We start from the raw sequence: 19,675 nt of genomic DNA, 5'->3' as shown, positions 1-19,675 counted from the left end.
ATTCAGGCGCCGCAACGTTGACCAACTGCCGCAGCATGTGCCGGACCCGCCCGCAGGTGCGCCTCCTCCGCGTCCCGGCTAACGTGGCTACGAGGCTTACCGCAATGGCACCCCGCAGCTGCAAGGAGACCAGGCATGGTGAACGTCCAGACCGAGATCCACATCGACAAGCCCCGAAGTGAAGTGGCGGAGTACGCGGCGGCCCCTGAGAACGCGCCCAAGTGGTACCGGAACATCCACAGCTCGCAGCGGCTCAGCGTGGGCCCTGCCGGGGTGGGCTCCAAGGTGGCGTTCACCGCAAGATTCCTGGGCCGGGAGCTGAAATATACCTACGAGTTCGTGGACTTCGTCGCCGGCGAGAGACTGGTGATGCGGACGGCCCAGGGCCCCTTCCCCATGCAGACCACCTACACCTGGACGGACGACGACGGCGGGACGCGCATGACGCTCGGCAACAGCGGGAGCCCCTCGGGTTTCTCCAGGCTGGCAGGGTTGTTCATGGAGCCAATGATCCGGCGTGAGACCCGCCGGGACCTGCAGAAACTGAAGGCCATCCTCGAGGGCCGATAGCGGAGGTCCAATGAACGATCGGGAACTCAGGCGGTGCTTGCCAAGCGGTGGCGGGGCCCTGCCACGCTCGCCCGGTGCTGGAACAGACGGCGCACGTTGAGCCAGCAGAACAACGCCAATCCCAGGTACAGGCAGAGCTCCATCACTTCGGAATACTCAGAAATTCCGTAATCGGCCGCCGGCCACACCAACAGGCGGAAGAGCCGGTACGCCGCGGCCAGCCCGAAAGCCGGCACCAGGCCCAGGGGCGGGATGAGCAGGTGCAGGAACGCAGCCTTCTTCCAGCGTGCCCGGACCGCCGCCCAAACCAGGGGGGCGCACGCACCGTACAGGCTGGCCAGGAGCATGGCGGCCGGGACCAGTTCCTGCACGCCCCGGATGTTGTGCAGGGTGGTTTCGCCCTGCCTGTTGATCTGCTCCATGGATTCGGGAGTCTGCCAGCCAAAAATCCGCTGGCCCCAGGAGATTTCCTCGCCGGCGAGGAACCAGGCCCCGGCGCCAACCAGCCCGTAAACAAGAGCCATGCCCTTCTGTCCGGACGCCGGGAGCCGGACAGCGAGGAAGGTCAGGAAGATGGCCGCGCCCAGGAGGCTGAGGAACTGCAGCCATTCCACCAGCGAGTCTTCGGCGAGGAGCCAGATGTACAGCGGCGGATAAAGGACCGTGGCCGCAGCTGCCATCGCAATGCCGACGGGGAGCAGGGCGAGCATCAGTGCCTGGCGCCGGGTGATCCGCCAGTCCCGGGCATCGCGCGCGAATACCAGTACCGCTTTGGTGCGCCACCGGTGGATGGCTGGCATCGCGCCTCCTGAACGAATGGCCCGGGCCTGGAACCCCCCGGGCATCGAGAAACAATGCCTGAGCTTCCCATGCCGCCATTCGCCGGGAAAGATCCGGCGGGCACCATTGCGGTTAACGTGCGGGTTGCCGCAGGAACGCGAAATCGCCGGAACGCTGCCGGGGAGCCGTAGCGTTCCGGCGACCTTGCAGCGTTCCGGCGATCCGGACAGGAACTAGATGCTGTAGCGCTCGTCCTCGTGGTCCCCCGGGTGGTCCTTGACGAGGCCGGCGGCCAGGGTGTTGCCGTCCAGCGGATCGATCACCAGGAACGCGCCGGTGCGGCGGTGGTGCAGGTAGTTCTCCAGCGGCAGCGGGGCGGCGAGCCGGAGCTGCGCGTTGCCGATGTCGTTGAGCTCCAGGCTTGACGCCGCCTCCAGCTTGAAGGTGGCCAGGTCCAGCTTGCCGGAGACGTTGCGGACCATCCCCTGCACCGTCCGGGTGCCGTGCTTGACCAGCACCTTCTGGCCTTCGCGAAGCGGCTTGGGCGAGAGCCAGCAAAGGGCGGCGTACAGGTCGGCGGAGGCTTCCCGGACGGTCCCGGCAGCGGCGATGGTGTCACCGCGGGCGACGTCGAACTCGTCCGCCAGCCGGAGGGCCACCGACTGCGGAGCGGCGGCTTCCGCCAGGGAAGCACCGGCGAAGTCGATGCCCACCACGGTGGTGGTCCGAGGGGATTGGCCCGGCGTAAGGACGGAGACCTGGTCCCCCACCTTCACTGAGCCTTCGGTGATCTGCCCGGCATAGGCGCGGTAGTCGCGGTACGCCTCCACGTCCAGGCCGGCGGCGACGGCGTCAGGAGCCAGGGCGCCCTGCGGCCGGACGACCAGCTGGACCGGGAAACGGAAGCTTTCCAGGTGGCTCTCGAGCTCATCAGCGGCCGGGAGGGTCTCGAGGACCTCCAGCAGCGCGGGGCCGGTGTACCAAGGGGTCCGCTCCGAGCGGTCCACCACGTTGTCGCCGTCGAGGGCGGACACCGGGATGACCAGGAGGTCGGAGATGCCGTCCGAACCGAGCCCCAGTTCGCGGCCCACCTGCTGCACGTCGGCTTCGATCCCGCGGAACACGGATTCGCTGAAGTCCACCAGGTCGATCTTGTTCACGGCCACGATCACGTGCGCCACGCGCAGCAGCTGCAGCACCGACAGGTGCCGGCGGGTCTGCTCCAGCACACCCTTGCGGGCGTCGATAAGGACGACGACGGCATCCGCGGTGGATGCGCCGGTCACCGTGTTCTTGGTGTACTGGACGTGCCCGGGGCAGTCGGCGAGGATGAAGCTGCGGCGGTCGGTGGCGAAGTAGCGGTAGGCCACGTCGATGGTGATGCCCTGTTCGCGTTCGGCGCGCAGGCCATCGGTCAGCAGGGCCAGGTCAATTCCGCCCTTGTCGCCGCCGAAGCCGCGGTCCGCGGAGGTGCGGGCAACGGCGTCGAGCTGGTCCGCAAGGATCGCCTTGGAATCGTGCAGGAGGCGGCCCACCAAAGTGGACTTGCCGTCGTCGACCGATCCCGCGGTGGCGAAGCGGAAGAGCGTAGTGGGCAGGCTGTCGTTGATTGAGCCTGTCGAAACCTCGGAAATCGTGCTCATTAGAAGTACCCGTCCTTCTTGCGGTCTTCCATGGCGGCCTCGGAGATGCGGTCATCTGCGCGGGTGGCGCCACGTTCGGTGAGGGTGGAGGCGGCGACTTCCACCACGACGTCGGACACCGTGTAGGCGTTGGACTCCACGGCGCCGGTGCAGGACATGTCCCCCACGGTCCGGTAGCGGACGGTCTTGGTGATGACTTCCTCATCGGGGCGCGGCTGGGACACCTCGCCGACCGCGCGCCACATGCCGTCGCGGGCGAAGACCTCGCGCTCGTGGGCGTAGTACAGGCCCGGCAGCTCGATGTTCTCGCGCTCGATGTAGCGCCAGATGTCCAGCTCGGTCCAGTTGCTGATGGGGAACGCGCGGACGTGCTGGCCCACTGTGTGGCGGCCGTTGTACAGGTTCCACAGCTCGGGGCGCTGGTTGCGGGGGTCCCACTGGCCGAACTCGTCGCGCAGGCTCAGGATCCGCTCCTTTGCCCGGGCCTTGTCCTCGTCGCGGCGGCCGCCGCCGAAGACGGCGTCGAACTTGTTCTGCTGGATGGCGTCCAGCAGCGGGACGGTCTGCAGCGGGTTGCGGGTGCCGTCGGCACGCTCAGCCAGTTCGCCGCGGTCGATGAACTCCTGCACGGAGCCGACGACGAGCTTGAGGCCCAGGCGCTCCACGGTGCGGTCGCGGAAGTCGATAACCTCGGGGAAGTTGTGGCCGGTGTCCACGTGCAGCACGGGGAACGGCACCTTGCCCGGCCAGAACGCCTTGGTGGCCAGGTGCAGCATCACCACGGAGTCCTTGCCGCCGGAGAACAGCAGCGCGGGCTTTTCGAATTCGGCAACAACCTCGCGGATGATGTGGATGGCCTCGGACTCCAGGGTGTCCAGGCTGGACAGTCGGGCTGAGACGCCGAATGCCGCCCCCGCCCCTTCGCCGCGCGGCTGATCTTCGATCAGCCCAGCGCGCGGCTCCGACAGGCCCGATGCCACTCCCTGGGCGGCATTCGGCGTCTCAGTAGCGTCAGTTTCCAACACAGACAGCTCCAGATCCTCGTTGGTGGTTTGGGTGCTCATACGTGTAGCCCGCATTCTGTCTTGTCGGATCCTGCCCAGCGGCCGGCCCGGGGATCTTCGCCCGGCGCCACCTTCCGGGTGCAGGGCTGGCAGCCAATGGAGGGGTAGCCCTGGGAAAGCAGCGGGTTGACGGGCAGGAGGTTGTCGTCGGAGTACTGGACCAGCTGGTCGAACGTCCAGGCAGCCATCGGATTGACCTTGACCAGGCCGTTCTTCTCGTCCCAGCCCACCAGCGGCGTGTTGGTCCGGGTGGGGGCTTCGTCGCGGCGGACGCCAGTGAACCACAGCTCGTAACCGGCCAGGGTGCGCTGCAGCGGGGCCACCTTGCGGAGCGCACAGCACTGGGCGGCGTCACGGGCAAAGAGGTCCTTGCCCAGCAGCCGGTCCTGCTGCTCCACGGTGTTCTCCGGCAGTACATCCACCACGTTGACGCGCAGGTTCGCGGCCACTTCATCGCGCGTGGCGTAGGTTTCCGGGAAGTGGTAGCCGGTCTCCAGGAACAGGACGTCGACGCCGGGCATCTGGTCGGCCACCAGGGCGGGCAGGACGGCGTCGGCCATGGAGCAGGCGACCGCCACGGCGGGCAGGTCGAAGTTCCGCTCCACCCAGGCGATGACGTCGCGGGCGGGGGCGTCCCAGCCGAGCTCGGCCGCACCGGCTTCGGCGATGGCCTTCAGCTCGTCCTTGGTGCGGAGTTTGGTTGTCACTGGAGTGCCTCCTCGTCTGCTGCGTGGGCCCATTCGGCGAAGCTCTGGCCTTCGGCGCGGTCGGCGACGAACCGGCGTACTACGCGCTCCACGTAGTCGGGCAGGTCGTCAACGTACACCTTGAGGCCGCGGACGGTGCGTCCCAGGCCTGCTTCCTCGCGGTCGTTGGAAGCCAGGCCGCCGCCGAGGTGGACCTGGAAACCCGGGGAGGGGTCGCCGTCGGGCGTTGGCAGCATCATGCCCTTGAGGCCGATGTCCGCCGTCTGGATGCGGGCGCAGGAGTTGGGGCAGCCGTTGATGTGCAGGGACAGTGCCTGCGGCAGTTGGCCCGACCCGGCCAGGTCGGCCAGGCGGCGTTCCAGCTCCGCCACGGCGGTAGCGGCCGTCATCTTGGTTTCAACGATGGCCAGCTTGCAGTACTCGATGCCGGTGCATGCGATGGTACCGCGGCGGAACACCGAGGGCCGCGCGGACAGGCCCAGGGCGTCCAGTTCTGCCACCAGGGGCTCCACCTGGTCCTTTTCGACGTCCAGGACCACCAGTTTCTGGTGCGGGGTGGTGCGCAGCCGGAAGGAGCCGCGGGCCTCGAGGGTGTCCGCGAGCTTCACCAGGGCGGACCCGGAGAGGCGGCCGGCAAGCGGCGTGGCGCCGATGAAGAACTTGCCGTCCTTCTGCTCGTGCACGCCCACGTGGTCACCCGGAGTGGCGGGCTTGGGGGCGGCGGGGCCGTCGGCAAGCTTGTAACCGAGGTATTCGTCCTCCAGGATCTGGCGGAACTTCTCTGTGCCCCAGTCGGCCAGGAGGAACTTCAGGCGGGCCTTGGTGCGCATGCGGCGGTAACCGTAGTCGCGGAAGATGCTGGTGACCCCGAGCCACACGTCGGCAGCCTGGTCCGGCTTGACGAATGCGCCCAGCCGCTTGCCCAGCATGGGGTTGGTGGACAGCGCGCCGCCCACCCACAGGTCGTAACCAATGCCGAGTTCGGGGTGTTCGATGCCCACGAAGGCGCAGTCGTTGATCTCGTGCACGACGTCCTGGCTCGGGTGGCCGGTGATGGCGGTCTTGTACTTCCGCGGCAGGTTGGACAGCAGCGGGTTGCCGATGAACCGCTCCCCCAGCTCGGCGATGAGCGGGGTGGGGTCGATGATCTCGTCCTTGGCGATGCCGGCCACGGGCGAGCCGAGGATGACACGGGGTACGTCGCCGCAGGCTTCGGTGGTGGACAGGCCAACCGACTCCAGGCGGTTCCAGATCTCGGGGATGTCCTCCACCTGGATCCAGTGCAGCTGGATGTTCTGGCGGTCGGTGAGGTCGGCGGAGTCCCGGGCGAAGTCCACCGAGATCTGGCCGATCACGCGCAGCTGCTCGGTGGTGAGCGCTCCGCCGTCGATCCTCACGCGGAGCATGAAGTACTTGTCCTCAAGCTCGTGCGGCTCCAAGGTAGCCGTCTTGCCGCCGTCGATCCCCTGCTTGCGCTGGGTGTACAGGCCCCACCAGCGGAACCGGCCGTGCAGGTCCTGGCTGGGGATGGCGTCGAAGCCTTCCTTGGCGTAGATGGTCTCAATACGCTCGCGGACGTTCAGGCCGTCGTCTTCCTGTTTCCAGGTTTCGTTGGCATTCAGCGGCGTCGTGCCGTCCACCTTCCACTGGCCGTGCGGCTTCGCGGCGGGGCGGGACGGGCGTGCGGGGCGCTTGGGAGCAGCCGAATCCGCGGACGCTCCGGCTAGAGCTGTATCAGTCATGCATCGACTGTAGGGCGCCCCCGATTTACGTCACAAAGGCCCGGAAATGCTGAGTCACCTAGGGAAATATTTCGTCACGAAACGCCGAACAGCCTTGAAGATGCCACCTGCCTGTGCATCGGTGGGCGCCTCGGCCGCTCCTGCCTCCGGTGCCCCAGGCGCCGCTTCCAGGGCAGGTTCGGAGGGTGTTTCCCGCATCTTCGCGACGGCGGCGTCGTACCTGTCCAACGCGATCTGAGCGAGCGTGGCGGACGGCAACAGGGGTTCTGTCACGACGTCGGCACCCGCCTTCGCCAGCTGGTCGTGGAAGTAGCCCGGCGCCAGGAGGTAGGAGGCAATCACCACCCGGCCGCCGACGTCGACCGCTCCCGCGGACTCCCCCGCCCCGGCACCTCCTGCCAGCTCCTGCCGAAGCATCGCGACGGCGTCGGGCACGGACGGCTTAGCGGAGGCACCGTAGGCGGCCACGATGCGATTGGACCGCAGCGCCTGCAACTGGCCCAGCAGCTCCTCAACACTGACCGCGGCGTTGGGATTGGACGAGCCCGCGGCGGCAAGGACGACGACATCGTTGTCCGTGGTGCCTGCCTCGCGCAGCCGCTGGTCCAGCAGCGCGGCGAGCCGGGGGTCGGGGCCCAGCGGTGCGGCGGCGGCGCTGCCAGGGCGGCTCTTCACGGCCCGCGCAATGTCCACCTTCACGTGGTAGCCAACACTCAGCAGCAGCGGGACCACTACCGCGGGCTCCGCCTCCGGCAGGCCCGCCACGACATCCACCAGGTCCGGCTGCTGGACGTCCACATAGGCTTCGCGGACGTCGAGCCCGGGGCGCAGTTCCGCAATGGCGGCGCGCAGGGCGTTGACCTCCGCGGCCCCCTGTGTGTTGGACGTCCCATGGGCGCAAGCGATCATGACGGGGCTGTTCATAGGGGCTAGCGTAACGTTGGAGCCGCCCTGTCCGCCCTCTTTGAAATACCGGGACGTCCCATGACATTCGCCTTTGACAACTCCCCGGTGTGGCTGGATCTGTTGGGCGTTTTCTTCTTTGCCGTCTCGGGTTCACTGCTCGCGGCGCGGAAGCAGATCGATATTGTCGGCTCCCTCCTGCTGGCGTCGCTGGTGGGTCTGGGCGGCGGGGTGATCCGGGACATCATCATCGCCGTGGTCCCCGCTGCCTTCACCAACCCGGCCTACCTGTTCCCGCCGGTCCTCGCCACAGCCCTGGTGTACTTCCTGTTTTCCAGCGTCCAGCGCTACACATCCCTGCTGATCCTCTTCGATGCCGCCGGCCTGGCCCTGTTCTGCATGACCGGCACGCTCAAGGCGCTGGCCACGGGCCTGAACCCGGTGGCGTCCGTGCTGCTGGGAGTGACAACAGCGGTGGGCGGCGGCCTGCTGCGGGACATCACCGCCAATGAGGTGCCGGAATTGTTCAACCCCAGGGATATTTATGCGCTGCCGGCGTTCCTGGGTTCGTCGCTGACTGCTGTCCTGTGGGTGGCGGGCGTATTCAACGTGCTGACGGCTGCCGCCATCGCGGCACTGGTTTTCACGTTCCGGGTCCTGGCCTGGCGCCGGTCGTGGCAGGCGCCGCTTGCCGTCCGCGGGTGGCACCGGCGGGCTGGCGATACAGGGCTGTAGTGGCTGTTCCATGTCATTTTGAGGGGTCCGGGATTGGCTAGGATATGAGCATGACTGACATGTTCCTCGAGAAGTTCCGCGCGCTTGTTCCGAAGTATCTCGAGGATGAATGGCAGGAAGCAGATGGCCTGACCCCGGCGGAGCTGGATGAAGCCCTCGCCGAGCACCAGTTTGAGATCCCGCTGGTCCTGCGCGAGTTCTACCTTGCCCTGGGCGGCTGCGAGGACCTGATGGAGGCGTACCACTACTTCTGGGACCCCGAAGAGCTGGAAGTCGACGACGAGGGCTTCCTGATGTTCCTCGAAGACGAAGAGGAACAGTTCACCTGGGGCTTCCGCGTGGGCGACCTCGGCGTGCCGGACCCCATCGTGTACCGCCGCAACAACGCCCGCGGCCAGTGGAAGTCCGAGGAAGGCACCTTCTCCGAGTTCGTCTTCGACATGTTCGAGTGGGCTTTCGAGGAAGACGAAGAGGAAGAGTAGGGCTCTCCGCTTTTTTAGCGCTGCCCTCCCGGGGCGCTATGACACGGACACGCCGCTACCAGAGCCCGTTTGGGCCTGCGGCGAAATCAAAGTGCCCCGCGACGGCGGAACCTACCGGCCCCCGAAAGCTCCCCGTCGGCTTTGCTCCAGTACGGCGAGTACTTGGGCCACCATTCTCCCGGGGTGATGAACGACGTCGTCATACCCAAACCTCAGGCAGAGGCGCCCTCCCACAACCGTGGCGTTGTTGCGCGTCCGGTCCTTCTTGACCTGCCGCGGCTCCAGATGCGTTGCACCGTCGGTCTCCACCACCAGGCAGTCCTCGACGAGGAAATCCACTTCGCCCACTCCCTGGAGTTCAACGTGCCTGCGGACCTGGAGCCCGGCGTTGAGAAAGTGGTAGTTGGCGAGCACCTCGAGGATGGAATCGGCACGCGGAACTACATAGTCCAGGACTGCCCTGGCGCGGGCATTGCGATTTCCAGGCAGCTTCCGGCGCAGGAAGTCGACGGTGACATCCCCCCGCTGCGTTGCGCATTGGACCATGACCAGGGACTCCAGCACCGGGAGGCAATGCAGGGCGTGGATGAGGACATCGGCCAGGCCCGCTACCGGCAACCAAGGGTGGACGGGGTGACGGATCCGCCCGTGCATGACCATACCCGGCAGGGATTTTCGGTGGCCCTGGCCCACGTGCATTGCGTCAGCCTTTTGCAGGGTCCAGAGCTGGTAGGCAGGCGCCGCGGACACACAGGTCACCAGCGCAGTGTGCCGTAGCGCCAGGCCCAGCACACCGGCTTCGTCCGGCAGGCTGTACACGCCCCGACGGAGCCGGACGATGCGCCCCGCTGCCACTGCTTTGTCCACCCGCGTCCGTGAATGTCCGGCACGCCGCAGGGTTTCAGTCCGGGCCGCTCCTCCACGGTGCCGGAGCACGTCTTCGATATCCATGGCTTCTACGGTGGTCCCGCCCGCCGTGGGACGGCAGATATGGATGGGCCCATGTGGACAAACAGCGGCTGCGGGGCACTATGACACGGACACGCCGGCCCACGGGCCGGGAACCCGGCTGCCGGGCCCCAATGTGCCCCGCGACGGCAGGGGACGTCCCCCGCGAGGGCGTGGGCAGACTCAGCGCCAAGACTTTTTGACACCCGCAGTTACAGAAGACTTGCGCACTGTGACAAAGCTGTCATAAGCTATTCACGGATCCGCTAAACGCCTCCGGCGGGTCTGATGCGAACGGAGAGATAGCCCCGGTTCACAGCAGCTTCGGTTGTTGAGGACCGGGGCTATCCCGTTAACGCCACACCCCAAAGAAGAAGCCCGGCACCCACTGGATTAACCAGAGGCACCGGGCTCCCACAAAGGATCAGCTGGCGCGGTCCACCACAGCCAGCGCGAAGTTGGACAGCGATTCCTTGACCACGCCCTCGGGCAACGGGGCCAGGGCGGCGATGGCTTCGTCGGCCCAGCGGCGTGCCACCACCCAGGACTCGGCCGTGACAGGGTGCTCGCGCAGCCCGGCGACGGCGGCGGCAAGGGCTTCATCCGAGGTCAGGTCACCGTCAATCAGGGTCAAGAGGTCGACGGCGGACTGGTCGCCATCAGCGGCAGCCTTGCGCAGGAGCAGCACAGGCAGGGTGGGAACCCCTTCACGGAGGTCCGTTCCGGGCGACTTGCCGGACTTGACCTTGACGCCGGTGACGTCGATGACGTCGTCGGCCAGTTGGAAGGCAACTCCCACCTTCTCGCCGTACTCCACCAGGATGTCCTCAAAAGCCTCGTCGGCGCCGGAGAAGATGGCACCGAACTGGCCTGAAGCCGCCACCAGGGAACCGGTCTTGTCCGCGATCACCGAAAGGTAGTGCTCCACCGGGTCCTCATCCGGACGCGGACCCACGGTCTCGTGCAGCTGGCCGAGGCACAGGCGCTCAAACGTGCGTGCCTGGATGCCCAGCGCCCGCCCGCCGAGTTCGGACACCAGGATGGATGCCCGGGCGAAGATCAGGTCGCCGGTGAGGACAGCCACCGAGTTGCCCCATACCTCGTGGGCCGTGGGGGCACCGCGGCGGAACGGAGCGGAGTCCATGACGTCGTCGTGGTAAAGGGTGGCCAGGTGCGTCAGTTCAACCACGACGGCGGCCTGCACCACGGCGGGCAGCGATGCGTCACCGAGGTGGGCGCAGAGCAGGGTCAGCAGCGGCCGGATGCGCTTGCCGCCGGCTTCCACCAGGTGGCGGGACGTGGCATCTGCCAGCGGGTCCGAGTTGGCGATTGCCTCGCGAAGCTTCTTCTCCACCTTGGCCAGGTTGTTGGTGATGGCCGGGCCCAGTTCGGCGTCCCCCGCGATGGCTGCAAAACCCGCCGGAAGCTGCAGTCCCGTGGCAATTGCGGTGGTATTGAGGCTGGGTTCGGAGTCCGGCAGGCCGTGCCCGGCGTGCGTCCAGCTGTGGTCTGCGGATTTGGTCACGGGTTAACCCTAACTTTTTGTTGCGGATACCGCTGGTTCGGAGCTGACGGGGCATTGGATGTGGCAGGAACCAGCGATTCCAGGACGCGGATCACCCGGTCCTCGAGGCCCTTCGCTGAGGGGTCCGTAAGGTTGGCCAGGAGCCGGACCACGAACCGCATCAGGACCGGGATGGGCATGCCGGTCCGCAGCGCGAGCTTCATGACGGCGGGCTTGCCGATCAGCGCGGCGAAGGCCCGGCCCAGGGTGAAGTGCGAACCCCACTGGCCCCGCACGTAGTCCGCATACCGCGAAAGGTGCGCATCGGCGTCGTACGTTCCGCCCAAAGCAGCCGAACGGGAAGCTACGTCGATGATGAACTCGGCGGCAAACCGCGCCGACTCCATCGCGTAGGAGATGCCCTCGCCGTTGAACGGGGACACCATGCCGCCGGCATCGCCCAGCAGGAGCAGGCCCGGAGAGTAGTGGGGCGTGCGGTTGAAGCCCATGGGAAGCGCGGCGCCGCGGATCTCGCCCACCTGGTTCTCCGGGGTGAAGCCCCATTCGGCAGGCATGCCGGCGGTCCATTCGCGCAGGACCTGCTTGTAGTCCAGCTTGCCGAATTCCTTGGACGAGTTCAGGATGCCCAGGCCCACGTTGGAGGTGCCGTCGCCAACGCCGAACACCCAGCCGTAGCCGGGCAGCAGCTTTCCGTCGCGGCCGGGGAGCTCCAGCCAGCCTTCCATCCAGTCGTCGTCGGTGCGCGGCGACGTGAAGTAGGTGCGGACGGCAACGCCGAGCGGGCGGTCGTCGCGCTTTTGGATCCCCAGCGACACGGCGGTGCGGGTGGAGTTGCCGTCGGCAGCGAGGACGACGTCGGCACTGAAGTCACGCGTCTCCCCCGTCTTGCGTCCGTTCCCGTCAAGGAGCGCTGCGCGGACCCCCGTGACGCGGCCGGCGTCGTCCCGGAAGGCCTCGGTGACGCCGTGCCGCTCGAGGATCGTGGCGCCCGCAGCCTCAGCATGCCGGGCCAGTTCCTCGTCAAAGCCCAGCCGGGTGCGGATCAGGCCGTACTGCGGGAAGTCGGACACCTCGGGCCAGGGCAGCTCGATGGTGCGGCCGCCGGCGATCAGGCGCAGGCCCTTGTTCCGCCGCCAGCCATCGTTCTCGGGGTGCGGGAGGCCCAGCTTCTGGATCTCCCGCACGGCACGGGGCGTGAGTCCGTCCCCGCAGACCTTCTCGCGCGGGAAGCTGGTCTTTTCGAGGACCGTAACCTCAACTCCCGCCCTGGCGAGGTAGTACGCGGCAGTGGATCCGGCCGGACCCGCGCCGACAATCAGTACCTTCACAGGTCAGCGGACGATGTTGCGGCGCAGCTTGGCCACCGGGCCCTTGTGCGCAGCGATGGCAGCCGCCGCACCCTCGGAGGCGGGCTTGAACGCCCGGTGCACCGCCACGATGCCGCCGGTGAGGTTGCGGTACGTGACCTTCTCCCAGCCGCTCTCCTGCAGCCAGGCCGCCAGGTGGTCCTGGTCCGGCCACGCGCGGATGGATTCGGCCAGGTAGACGTAAGCGTCCGGGTTGGAGGCGACCTTGACGGCGATGGCCGGCAGGGCGCGCATCAGGTATTCGGTGTACATGGTGCGCCAGAGCGGGACCACGGGCTGCGAGAACTCGGCGATGACCAGGCGGCCGCCGGGCTTGGTGACGCGCAGCATCTCGGCCAGCGCCTTCTTGGGCTCGTTCACGTTGCGCAGCCCAAAGGAGATGGTGGTGGCATCAAAGGTGTTGTCCGCGAAGGGCAGGTTGGTGGCGTCACCGGCGATGAAGTTGATGTCCGGGCGGCGGCGCTTGCCCACCTTGAGCATTCCCAGGGAGAAGTCGCAGGCCACCACGTCTATGCCGGCGTCGGCATATGGCTCGCTGGAGGTACCAGTGCCGGCCGCGAGATCAAGGACGCGCTGGCCCTTGGAGACTTCCATCGCGTCCACCACGATCTTCCGCCAGCGGCGGGTCTGTCCCATGGAGAGGACATCGTTGACGACGTCGTATTTCGGTGCGACGTCGTCAAACATCGTGGCTACTTCGTCCGGACGCTTATCCAAGGATGCTCGGTTCACCATGACATTGTCTCAAATGTTCGCGCGGGTCCGGACCAGCGGCTCCATCTCCTTTTTTGCCCTCCCTGCACCCGGAGAAAGCCCCCGCCTACGCGGGAGTAGTGTTGTCTCATCATGACGAGCACGTTCCGCACCTTGACAGTCCCCCTGGATGGCAAAACTTTCCCCGGGGGGCTGCCTTCGTTTCTGGTCCGGGACGACATCCTCTGCTGGACGCGCCGCGAGGCCGGGCTGGCGGGCTTCGGGGAGATCGCGCGGTTCACCTCCACCGGGCCGGAACGGTTCCTGGAAGCGGATATCTGGTGGCGGCACCTGGTCCTGGAGGCGGACGTTGCGGATGCGGTGGAGCTGCCCGGCACCGGCCCGGTCGCTTTCGGTTCCTTCGCTTTCTCCAAGACCTCCCGGTACGAGTCGCGCCTGATCGTGCCGGAGATCGTGGTGGGCGTCCGGGACAACCAGGCGTGGCTCACCCAGTTAACGTTCGACGACGCCCCCCTCACCGAAGAGACGGCCGCCGCCGCACTGGAGCGCTGGCTCAGCAGCAGTTCCGCAGGTTCCCCCGCCGGTGAAGGTACGACCGCGGCAGCGGGCCTGGCCGGGGACGGCACCTCGGACGGGACGCAAGGTCCGGCCGGCGGCGCCGTCGTGCGTCCACTCCCCCTGGCCGCGGGCGCAACACTGCACACCGGCTCCCTCAGCGAGGAAGCCTGGATGGATGCCGTTGCCGCCGGCGTCGCCGAAATCCGCACCGGAGCGCTGGAGAAGCTGGTGCTGGCACGGGACGTGGTGGCAACTATTCCCTCCGGCGTACATGCGGCGGAGGTGCTGCGCGAGCTCGCGGCCAGGTACCGCGAGTGCTGGACCTACGGGGTGGATGGCCTGGTTGGCGCCACGCCGGAGATGCTGATCCAGGTGGAAGGACGCACCGCCCAGGCGCGCGTGCTGGCCGGCACCCTTGACCGCCGGGACGCCCACGGCGAGGACGGTGCGCCGATGGACTACGCAACACGGGTGCTGGCAGGCTCGGAGAAACAGCGGCATGAGCATGAGATCGCCATCCAATCGCTGACCAAGCAGCTGGCACCCTTCTCCGAGGCAATGAATGCCCATGATGAGCCGTTCATCCTGGAACTGCCCAACGTCTGGCACCTGGCCTCCGACGTCAAGGCCGAACTCACCGAGGTGGAAGGGCACGTGCCCACGTGCCTGGCGCTGATCAACGCGCTGCACCCCACCGCGGCCGTCTGCGGGACGCCCACTCTTGTGGCGGGCGAATTGATCCGCACGCTGGAACACCTGGACCGTGGACCGTATGCAGGGCCGGTGGGCTGGCTGGACGCCGCGGGCAACGGCGAATGGGGCATCGCGTTGCGCGGCGCCGTCATCGAATCTGCCGACACCGTCCGGCTCTATGCCGGTTGCGGAATAGTCGATGGCTCGCTTCCGGCGGCCGAATTGGCCGAAACGTGGGCCAAATTTCGGCCGATGCTGGAGTCCCTGGGCATCAACAGCTGACGCCTGGCGGCACTGAGTCTGGGATGACAGACAAGTCCTGCGCTGAAAGGCTTGATTTTGCCCCCGCTACAGTTATCCAATAGTGAAACTTAGTTGCGTGTGACGTACCTCTCTTGTTGAGCGTTACACTATAAGCCGCGTTAGTACCTCATAGCCCCTGCAACAAAAGGTAAGAAATGCAGACTCCCCGTACCCTCCTGGGCACTTCCAAGCTGACCGCCGCCACTATGGTCGCCATCAGCGCCCTGGCCCTCTCAGCATGCACCAACGCCTCGGAAACGGGTCCTTCCAGCGCGGCTACCTCGTCGGGCAGCGCCGCCGCCAGCTTTGATCCCACCACCGTCAAGAAGGACGACGCCCTGGCCGCCATGGTCCCGGACGCCATCAAGTCCAAGGGCACCATCACGGTTGGTTCGGACACCAGCTACGCCCCCGCCGAATTCCTCGGTCCGGACGGCCAGACTCCCGTGGGCTACGACGTGGACATCGCCAAGGCCATCGGCGCCACCCTGGGCCTCAAGGTCCAGGTCCAGACCGCTGAGTTCACCGGCATCCTCCCGGCACTCGGCCCGAAGTATGATCTGGGCATCTCCTCGTTCACCATCAACCCCGAGCGCCTGGGTGCCGTGAACATGGTCAGCTACTTCAACGCCGGCACCGCCTGGGCCGTGCAGAAGGGCAACCCCAAGAAGTTCTCCCTGGACGACGTCTGCGGCAAGTCCATCGGCGTGCAGACCGGCACCGTGCAGGAAGACCCTGACCTTGCCGACCGCAACAAGAAGTGCGCCGCCGACGGCAAGAAGCCCATTGACATCGTCACCCTGAAGAACCAGACGGACGTCACCACGCGCCTGGTCAACGGCAGCATCGACGCCATGGCCGCCGACTCCCCCATCATCGGCTACGCCCTGACCCAGACCAACGGCCAGCTGGAGAAGCTGGGCGATGTCTACGACTCGGCCCCGCAGGGCATCGCCGTGGCCAAGGCTGACACCGCCTGGGCTGACGTCATCCAGAAGGCCGTCACCAAGCTGATGGCAGACGGCTCCTACAAGAAGATCCTGGAAGGCTGGGGCAACTCCGAGGGCGCCATCACCAAGTCCGAGGTCAACCCGGCGGTCAAGTCTTGAGTTTCCGCCTTACCGACGACAAGTCAGGTGTGCACATGGAACACCATCAACAAGGGGACGCACCGGTACTGAATAAGTCCGTGCCGGTGCGCCACCCCGGCCGGTGGATCAGCGCCGCCATCATCCTCCTCCTGGTGGCCGGGCTCGTTCAGAGCCTGTTCACCAACTCCAACTTCCGCTGGGACGTTGTGGGCACCTACATCCTGGACGTCAAAGTTGTCCAGGGCGTGGGATGGACGCTCCTGCTGACGGTGGCGTCGATGGTCCTGGCAATCGTCCTGGCCATCCTGCTGGCAGTGATGCGGCAGTCCGACAACCCGGTCTTCCGCTGGTCCAGCTGGGTGTGGGTGTGGTTCTTCCGCGGAACTCCGGTCTACACGCAGTTGGTGTTCTGGGGCCTCGTAACGGTTCTCTACCCGGCCTTCACGCTGGGTATTCCGTTTGGGCCCGAGCTCTTCAGCTATGCGCTGTCCGACCCCAGCAAAGGCCTGATCCCCGCGATCCTCGGCCTCGGCCTGAACGAATCGGCATACCTGGCGGAGATCTTCCGGGCCGGCCTCAAATCCGTGGACCGGGGCCAGCAGGAAGCTGCCGAGGCGCTCGGCATGTCCAAGGGCAAGATCATGTGGCGGATCATCCTGCCGCAGGCCATGCGGATCATCGTTCCGCCTACCGGCAACGAAACCATCGGCATGCTGAAGACCACCTCGCTGGTCCTGGCGGTCCCGTTCACGCTGGACCTGACCTTCGCCACCAATGCCCTGGCAAACCGCATCTACCTGCCGATTCCGCTGCTGATCGTTGCCGCGTTCTGGTACCTGCTCGTCACTAGCATCCTCATGGTGGGCCAGCACTACCTCGAGGCCTATTACGGCAAGGGCGTGGACAACCTCGCTCCCGCAGCCGTGAATCCGGCCGCCGCCAAGGCTGCCGGCGCCGGTGCTGACGCCCAGCGGTCGATGAAGACGGACTTCCCCGAGGAGAGTGCACGATGACGGTCACAGCAGAAAAGCCGCTGGTCAAGATCGAGGGCCTGCACAAGTTCTACGGGCCCCACCATGTCCTCCGGGGCATCGATATGACGGTTCAGCAGGGCGAGGTGTCGGTGGTGATCGGGCCGTCGGGTTCCGGCAAGTCCACCATGCTCCGCTGCGTGAACCTGTTGGAGTCCATCAGCGCCGGTCGGATCTCCGTGGGTGGCCAGCTGATTGGCTACCGCGAGGTCAACGGCAAGCTCCACGACCTCAAGACCAAGGAAATCGCCGCCCAGCGCCGCGAAATCGGCATGGTGTTCCAGCGGTTCAACCTGTTCCCGCACAAGACCGCGCTGCAGAACGTGATGGAAGCGCCGGTGCACGTCAAGGGCCAGTCCAAGGCTGCCGCCCAGAAGCGTGCACTGGAGCTGCTGGACCGGGTGGGCCTCGGTGACCGCGCCGGCCACTACCCGTCCCAGCTCTCGGGCGGCCAGCAGCAGCGCGTCGCTATTGCCCGTGCCCTGGCCATGGACCCGGAGCTCATGCTCTTCGACGAGCCCACCTCGGCGCTTGACCCGGAGCTGGTGGGCGATGTCCTGAACGTGATGAAGGACCTGGCAAAGTCCGGCATGACCATGATCGTGGTGACCCACGAGATCGGTTTTGCCCGCGAAGTGGGTGACACCCTGACCTTCATGGACGGCGGTGTGGTGGTGGAATCGGGCGATCCCCGGGAGATCATCGCCAACCCGCAGCACGCAAGAACCAAGGAGTTCCTGGGCCGCGTGCTCTGACGCCTTTCGATTTTCGCGATCCACATTCCCTGGCGCAGCCGATATTTCGGCAGCGCCAGGGAATTTGCGGTTAACGCGGGAATGTGGGCGTCGAGGGCCCACCTAAACGTGACGGGCGGCGCCTACTGTCCCGCCAGAACCCCTGCGACGGCGGCGGAAACGGCATCCTTGATGCGGGCATGAAGCTGCCTGAGCTGCCGGCGGTCCGTGCGGACTTCCACGATGCTGCGTCCCTGCACAGGCTGGGCGAGCGCTTCGGCGAGTCCCGCCGTCGTACTTACCAGCGAGTGTCCGACGCCGTATGCCCCGGCGAGTGCCGCGATGTCCACCGAGTGCGGGGTGCCAAAGAGGCGTTCGACGGCGTCCCCATAGCGGCCGGCTGCCTCCACACCCCCGTGCTCCAGCAGGCTGAAGATGGCGCCCCCGGAGTCGTTCAGGACCACGATCCGCAGGTCCGGCTGCTCTTCCCCCGCGCCGAGGAGGAGGCCGCCGGCGTCATGCAGGAACGTCACGTCGCCCAGCAGCACCGTGGTTTCCTGCAGGCCGCCCAGCGCGATGCCGGTGGCCGTGGAAATGGTGCCGTCGATCCCGGCCAGCCCCCGGTTGGCGTAGACGGTAGCGGCGGGTTCCGGGGCGGGCAAACCGGCGAGGTCAACATCCCGGATGCCGTTGGAGGACCCGAGCAGCAGTTGGCCGCGCGCATTCCTCCAGACCAGGGACGCGACGGACGGGCCGGTGGCGGCGGCCTCGTCGGAGACCACCTGGTCGAGCGCGTGCTGGGCGGCCGAGCCGGCGAGCAGCCAGGCATCCAGCCACGCAGAGGTCCCGCGGCCCGCGAATCCGGCCAGGTCCGCGAGGTTTTCCAGCGGCAGTTCGGTGCGGCGTCCGGGTTCGTACCACGCGACCGGGACCGGCTGGTACAGGGCTGATTCAACGTCCGTGCGGGCGAGGAGGGCGGCCACGGGGCGGGACAGCGTGGGCCGGCCGAACAGCACCACCCGCTCGATGGGCTGGGTCGAGCCGGGCCCGAAGTGCTCCAGCAGCAGACGGTAGGGGCCTACCGCGTTGGGTCCGAACCGGGCGTTGGAGGAGGGCTCGGCCAGCAGCGGGAGGTTGTGGGCGCGGGCGAACGCCTCGGCGACCGGCCCGGCGTCGTGCCCGGCGAGGACCACCGTCCGCCGCTCGGGCAGGTCCTCCGGGGCCGGCGGCAGGTTCATGACCAGCGGCTCGAAGCCCACCCGGTAGCGCGGCCGCTCCACCGCCTCCGGCAACCCGTCACGAGGCGACGGAACCAGCGGGTCACGGAACGCGAGGTTGAGCTGGACCGGCCCCGGCGGGAGGTCCGGGAACGCCCCGGTGGCCGCTGACAGCCCGGTTTCCACAGCGCGCTGGGGGCTTGTCCCGGCGGGAATGTCGGCGGCGAACCGGACCTGCTCACCGAACAGGTCCGGCTGGACGGTGGTTTGGTTGGCGCCGGTCCCGCGCAGTTCCTCGGGCCGGTCAGCCGACAGGACGATAAGCGGCACGGCGGCATGGTTCGCCTCCATCACCGCGGGCATCAGGTTCCCGACGGCGGTCCCGGACGTAGTGAGGACGGCTGCGGGCGTGCCGGTGGAGAGGGCAAGGCCCAGCGCCGTGAAACCGGCGGACCGTTCGTCGATCCGGACCAGCAGGTCCACCCGGCCGGCGGCCGACGCCTCAGCCAGGGCGTAGGCCATGGGGGCCGACCGTGAACCGGGCGAGACCACCACGTGCCGCACACCGCCGTCGAGCAGGACATCCACCGCGATCCGGGCCGCAGCAAGCGCGCTCAACTCCACCGCGGCGTCGCCAGGAACGGCGTCGCCAGGCACGCTGTGGGTAGGTGCGGCGTCATCTGTTGGGGCGGCGTCCGGGGCAGAATCGTTCGGCAAAGTCACCCAACCAGTCTGCCACCCCCGCGACGCCCGCTCACATATGGCAGCCACTCTCCCAACCCCCGCTCACATATGGCAGCTCTAAACGAAACGCCCGCTCACCTTCGGCCCAAAGATGGAGTCCAAGGTGAGCGGGCGTCTCCGAAAA

General features: G+C 67.1%; 18 protein-coding genes. 7 read left to right on the top strand and 11 right to left on the bottom strand.

What is annotated here, in order from left to right:
- Nucleotides 1–135 precede the first annotated feature (135 nt).
- On the top strand, nucleotides 136–570 hold the full coding sequence (locus QF050_RS09195) for an SRPBCC family protein (protein WP_308930174.1): 435 nt from the start codon (nucleotides 136–138) through the stop codon (nucleotides 568–570).
- A gap of 26 nt (nucleotides 571–596) precedes the next feature.
- Here the strand turns inward: QF050_RS09195 and QF050_RS09190 are convergent, their stop codons facing one another.
- From QF050_RS09190 to QF050_RS09165, 6 genes are all read right to left on the bottom strand, one after another.
- Nucleotides 597–1,370, bottom strand: coding sequence for a hypothetical protein (locus QF050_RS09190; protein WP_308930173.1), 774 nt, complete (start codon nucleotides 1,368–1,370; stop codon nucleotides 597–599).
- Nucleotides 1,371–1,583: 213 nt separating this feature from the next.
- Nucleotides 1,584–2,993: a GTP-binding protein gene (locus tag QF050_RS09185; RefSeq protein WP_308930172.1), complete on the bottom strand. Its 1,410-nt coding sequence runs from the start codon at nucleotides 2,991–2,993 to the stop codon at nucleotides 1,584–1,586.
- Entirely contained in the window at nucleotides 2,993–4,057 is a 1,065-nt protein-coding gene (gene cysD, locus QF050_RS09180) for a sulfate adenylyltransferase subunit CysD (RefSeq protein ID WP_308930171.1), read from the bottom strand. The genes QF050_RS09185 and cysD overlap by 1 nt, the downstream gene beginning before the upstream one ends.
- Nucleotides 4,054–4,797 carry a phosphoadenylyl-sulfate reductase gene (locus tag QF050_RS09175; RefSeq protein ID WP_374121513.1) on the bottom strand — a complete coding sequence of 248 codons (744 nt, stop codon included), beginning with the start codon at nucleotides 4,795–4,797 and terminating at the stop codon, nucleotides 4,054–4,056. Before QF050_RS09175 ends, cysD begins: the two co-directional genes overlap by 4 nt.
- Nucleotides 4,761–6,506, bottom strand: a complete 1,746-nt coding sequence (locus tag QF050_RS09170) for a nitrite/sulfite reductase (protein WP_308930169.1) — start codon at nucleotides 6,504–6,506, stop codon at nucleotides 4,761–4,763. The genes QF050_RS09175 and QF050_RS09170 overlap by 37 nt, the downstream gene beginning before the upstream one ends.
- A gap of 54 nt (nucleotides 6,507–6,560) precedes the next feature.
- A complete protein-coding gene (locus tag QF050_RS09165) occupies nucleotides 6,561–7,430 on the bottom strand; it encodes a CbiX/SirB N-terminal domain-containing protein (protein WP_308930168.1) in 870 nt (289 codons plus the stop codon).
- Between the two features lie 60 nt (nucleotides 7,431–7,490).
- On the opposite strand from QF050_RS09165, the gene QF050_RS09160 reads away from it, so the two are divergent.
- Both QF050_RS09160 and QF050_RS09155 read left to right on the top strand, forming a co-directional pair.
- A complete protein-coding gene (locus QF050_RS09160; RefSeq protein WP_308930167.1) occupies nucleotides 7,491–8,144 on the top strand; it encodes a trimeric intracellular cation channel family protein in 654 nt (217 codons plus the stop codon).
- A gap of 50 nt (nucleotides 8,145–8,194) precedes the next feature.
- Entirely contained in the window at nucleotides 8,195–8,626 is a 432-nt protein-coding gene (locus QF050_RS09155) for a hypothetical protein (protein ID WP_308930166.1), read from the top strand.
- Between the two features lie 111 nt (nucleotides 8,627–8,737).
- On the opposite strand, the gene QF050_RS09150 is transcribed toward QF050_RS09155, so the two are convergent.
- The 4 genes from QF050_RS09150 to QF050_RS09135 all read right to left on the bottom strand — a co-directional run bounded on the left by QF050_RS09150 (nucleotide 8,738) and on the right by QF050_RS09135 (nucleotide 13,198).
- A complete protein-coding gene (locus QF050_RS09150; RefSeq protein WP_308930165.1) occupies nucleotides 8,738–9,577 on the bottom strand; it encodes a type IV toxin-antitoxin system AbiEi family antitoxin domain-containing protein in 840 nt (279 codons plus the stop codon).
- A 421-nt stretch (nucleotides 9,578–9,998) separates the two neighbouring features.
- Complete coding sequence (locus tag QF050_RS09145; protein WP_308930164.1) at nucleotides 9,999–11,099, bottom strand: polyprenyl synthetase family protein; 1,101 nt, start codon at nucleotides 11,097–11,099, stop codon at nucleotides 9,999–10,001.
- Nucleotides 11,096–12,427: a geranylgeranyl reductase family protein gene (locus QF050_RS09140; RefSeq protein ID WP_308930163.1), complete on the bottom strand. Its 1,332-nt coding sequence runs from the start codon at nucleotides 12,425–12,427 to the stop codon at nucleotides 11,096–11,098. The genes QF050_RS09145 and QF050_RS09140 overlap by 4 nt, the downstream gene beginning before the upstream one ends.
- 3 nt (nucleotides 12,428–12,430) lie before the next feature.
- Entirely contained in the window at nucleotides 12,431–13,198 is a 768-nt protein-coding gene (locus tag QF050_RS09135; protein WP_308930162.1) for a demethylmenaquinone methyltransferase, read from the bottom strand.
- A gap of 114 nt (nucleotides 13,199–13,312) precedes the next feature.
- Between QF050_RS09135 and QF050_RS09130 the strand changes: the two genes are divergently transcribed.
- The 4 genes from QF050_RS09130 (at nucleotide 13,313) to QF050_RS09115 (ending at nucleotide 17,611) form a co-directional block, all read left to right on the top strand.
- Nucleotides 13,313–14,713, top strand: coding sequence for an isochorismate synthase (locus QF050_RS09130; RefSeq protein ID WP_308930161.1), 1,401 nt, complete (start codon nucleotides 13,313–13,315; stop codon nucleotides 14,711–14,713).
- A 176-nt stretch (nucleotides 14,714–14,889) separates the two neighbouring features.
- The gene (locus tag QF050_RS09125; RefSeq protein WP_308930160.1) at nucleotides 14,890–15,843 is read left to right on the top strand and encodes an ABC transporter substrate-binding protein; all 954 of its coding nucleotides are present in this window, start codon (nucleotides 14,890–14,892) and stop codon (nucleotides 15,841–15,843) included.
- 35 nt (nucleotides 15,844–15,878) lie between these two features.
- A complete protein-coding gene (locus QF050_RS09120; RefSeq protein WP_285248530.1) occupies nucleotides 15,879–16,838 on the top strand; it encodes an amino acid ABC transporter permease in 960 nt (319 codons plus the stop codon).
- Nucleotides 16,835–17,611, top strand: coding sequence for an amino acid ABC transporter ATP-binding protein (locus QF050_RS09115; RefSeq protein WP_308930159.1), 777 nt, complete (start codon nucleotides 16,835–16,837; stop codon nucleotides 17,609–17,611). The genes QF050_RS09120 and QF050_RS09115 overlap by 4 nt, the downstream gene beginning before the upstream one ends.
- A 122-nt stretch (nucleotides 17,612–17,733) precedes the next feature.
- On the opposite strand, the gene menD is transcribed toward QF050_RS09115, so the two are convergent.
- Entirely contained in the window at nucleotides 17,734–19,524 is a 1,791-nt protein-coding gene (gene menD, locus QF050_RS09110) for a 2-succinyl-5-enolpyruvyl-6-hydroxy-3-cyclohexene-1-carboxylic-acid synthase (RefSeq protein WP_374121564.1), read from the bottom strand.
- Nucleotides 19,525–19,675 lie beyond the last annotated feature (151 nt).

The organism is Arthrobacter sp. SLBN-112 (genome assembly GCF_030944625.1).
GTDB lineage: Bacteria > Actinomycetota > Actinomycetes > Actinomycetales > Micrococcaceae > Arthrobacter.
Note: the sequence above shows the minus strand (reverse complement) of the source record. Positions and strands in the feature narration are given on the sequence as shown.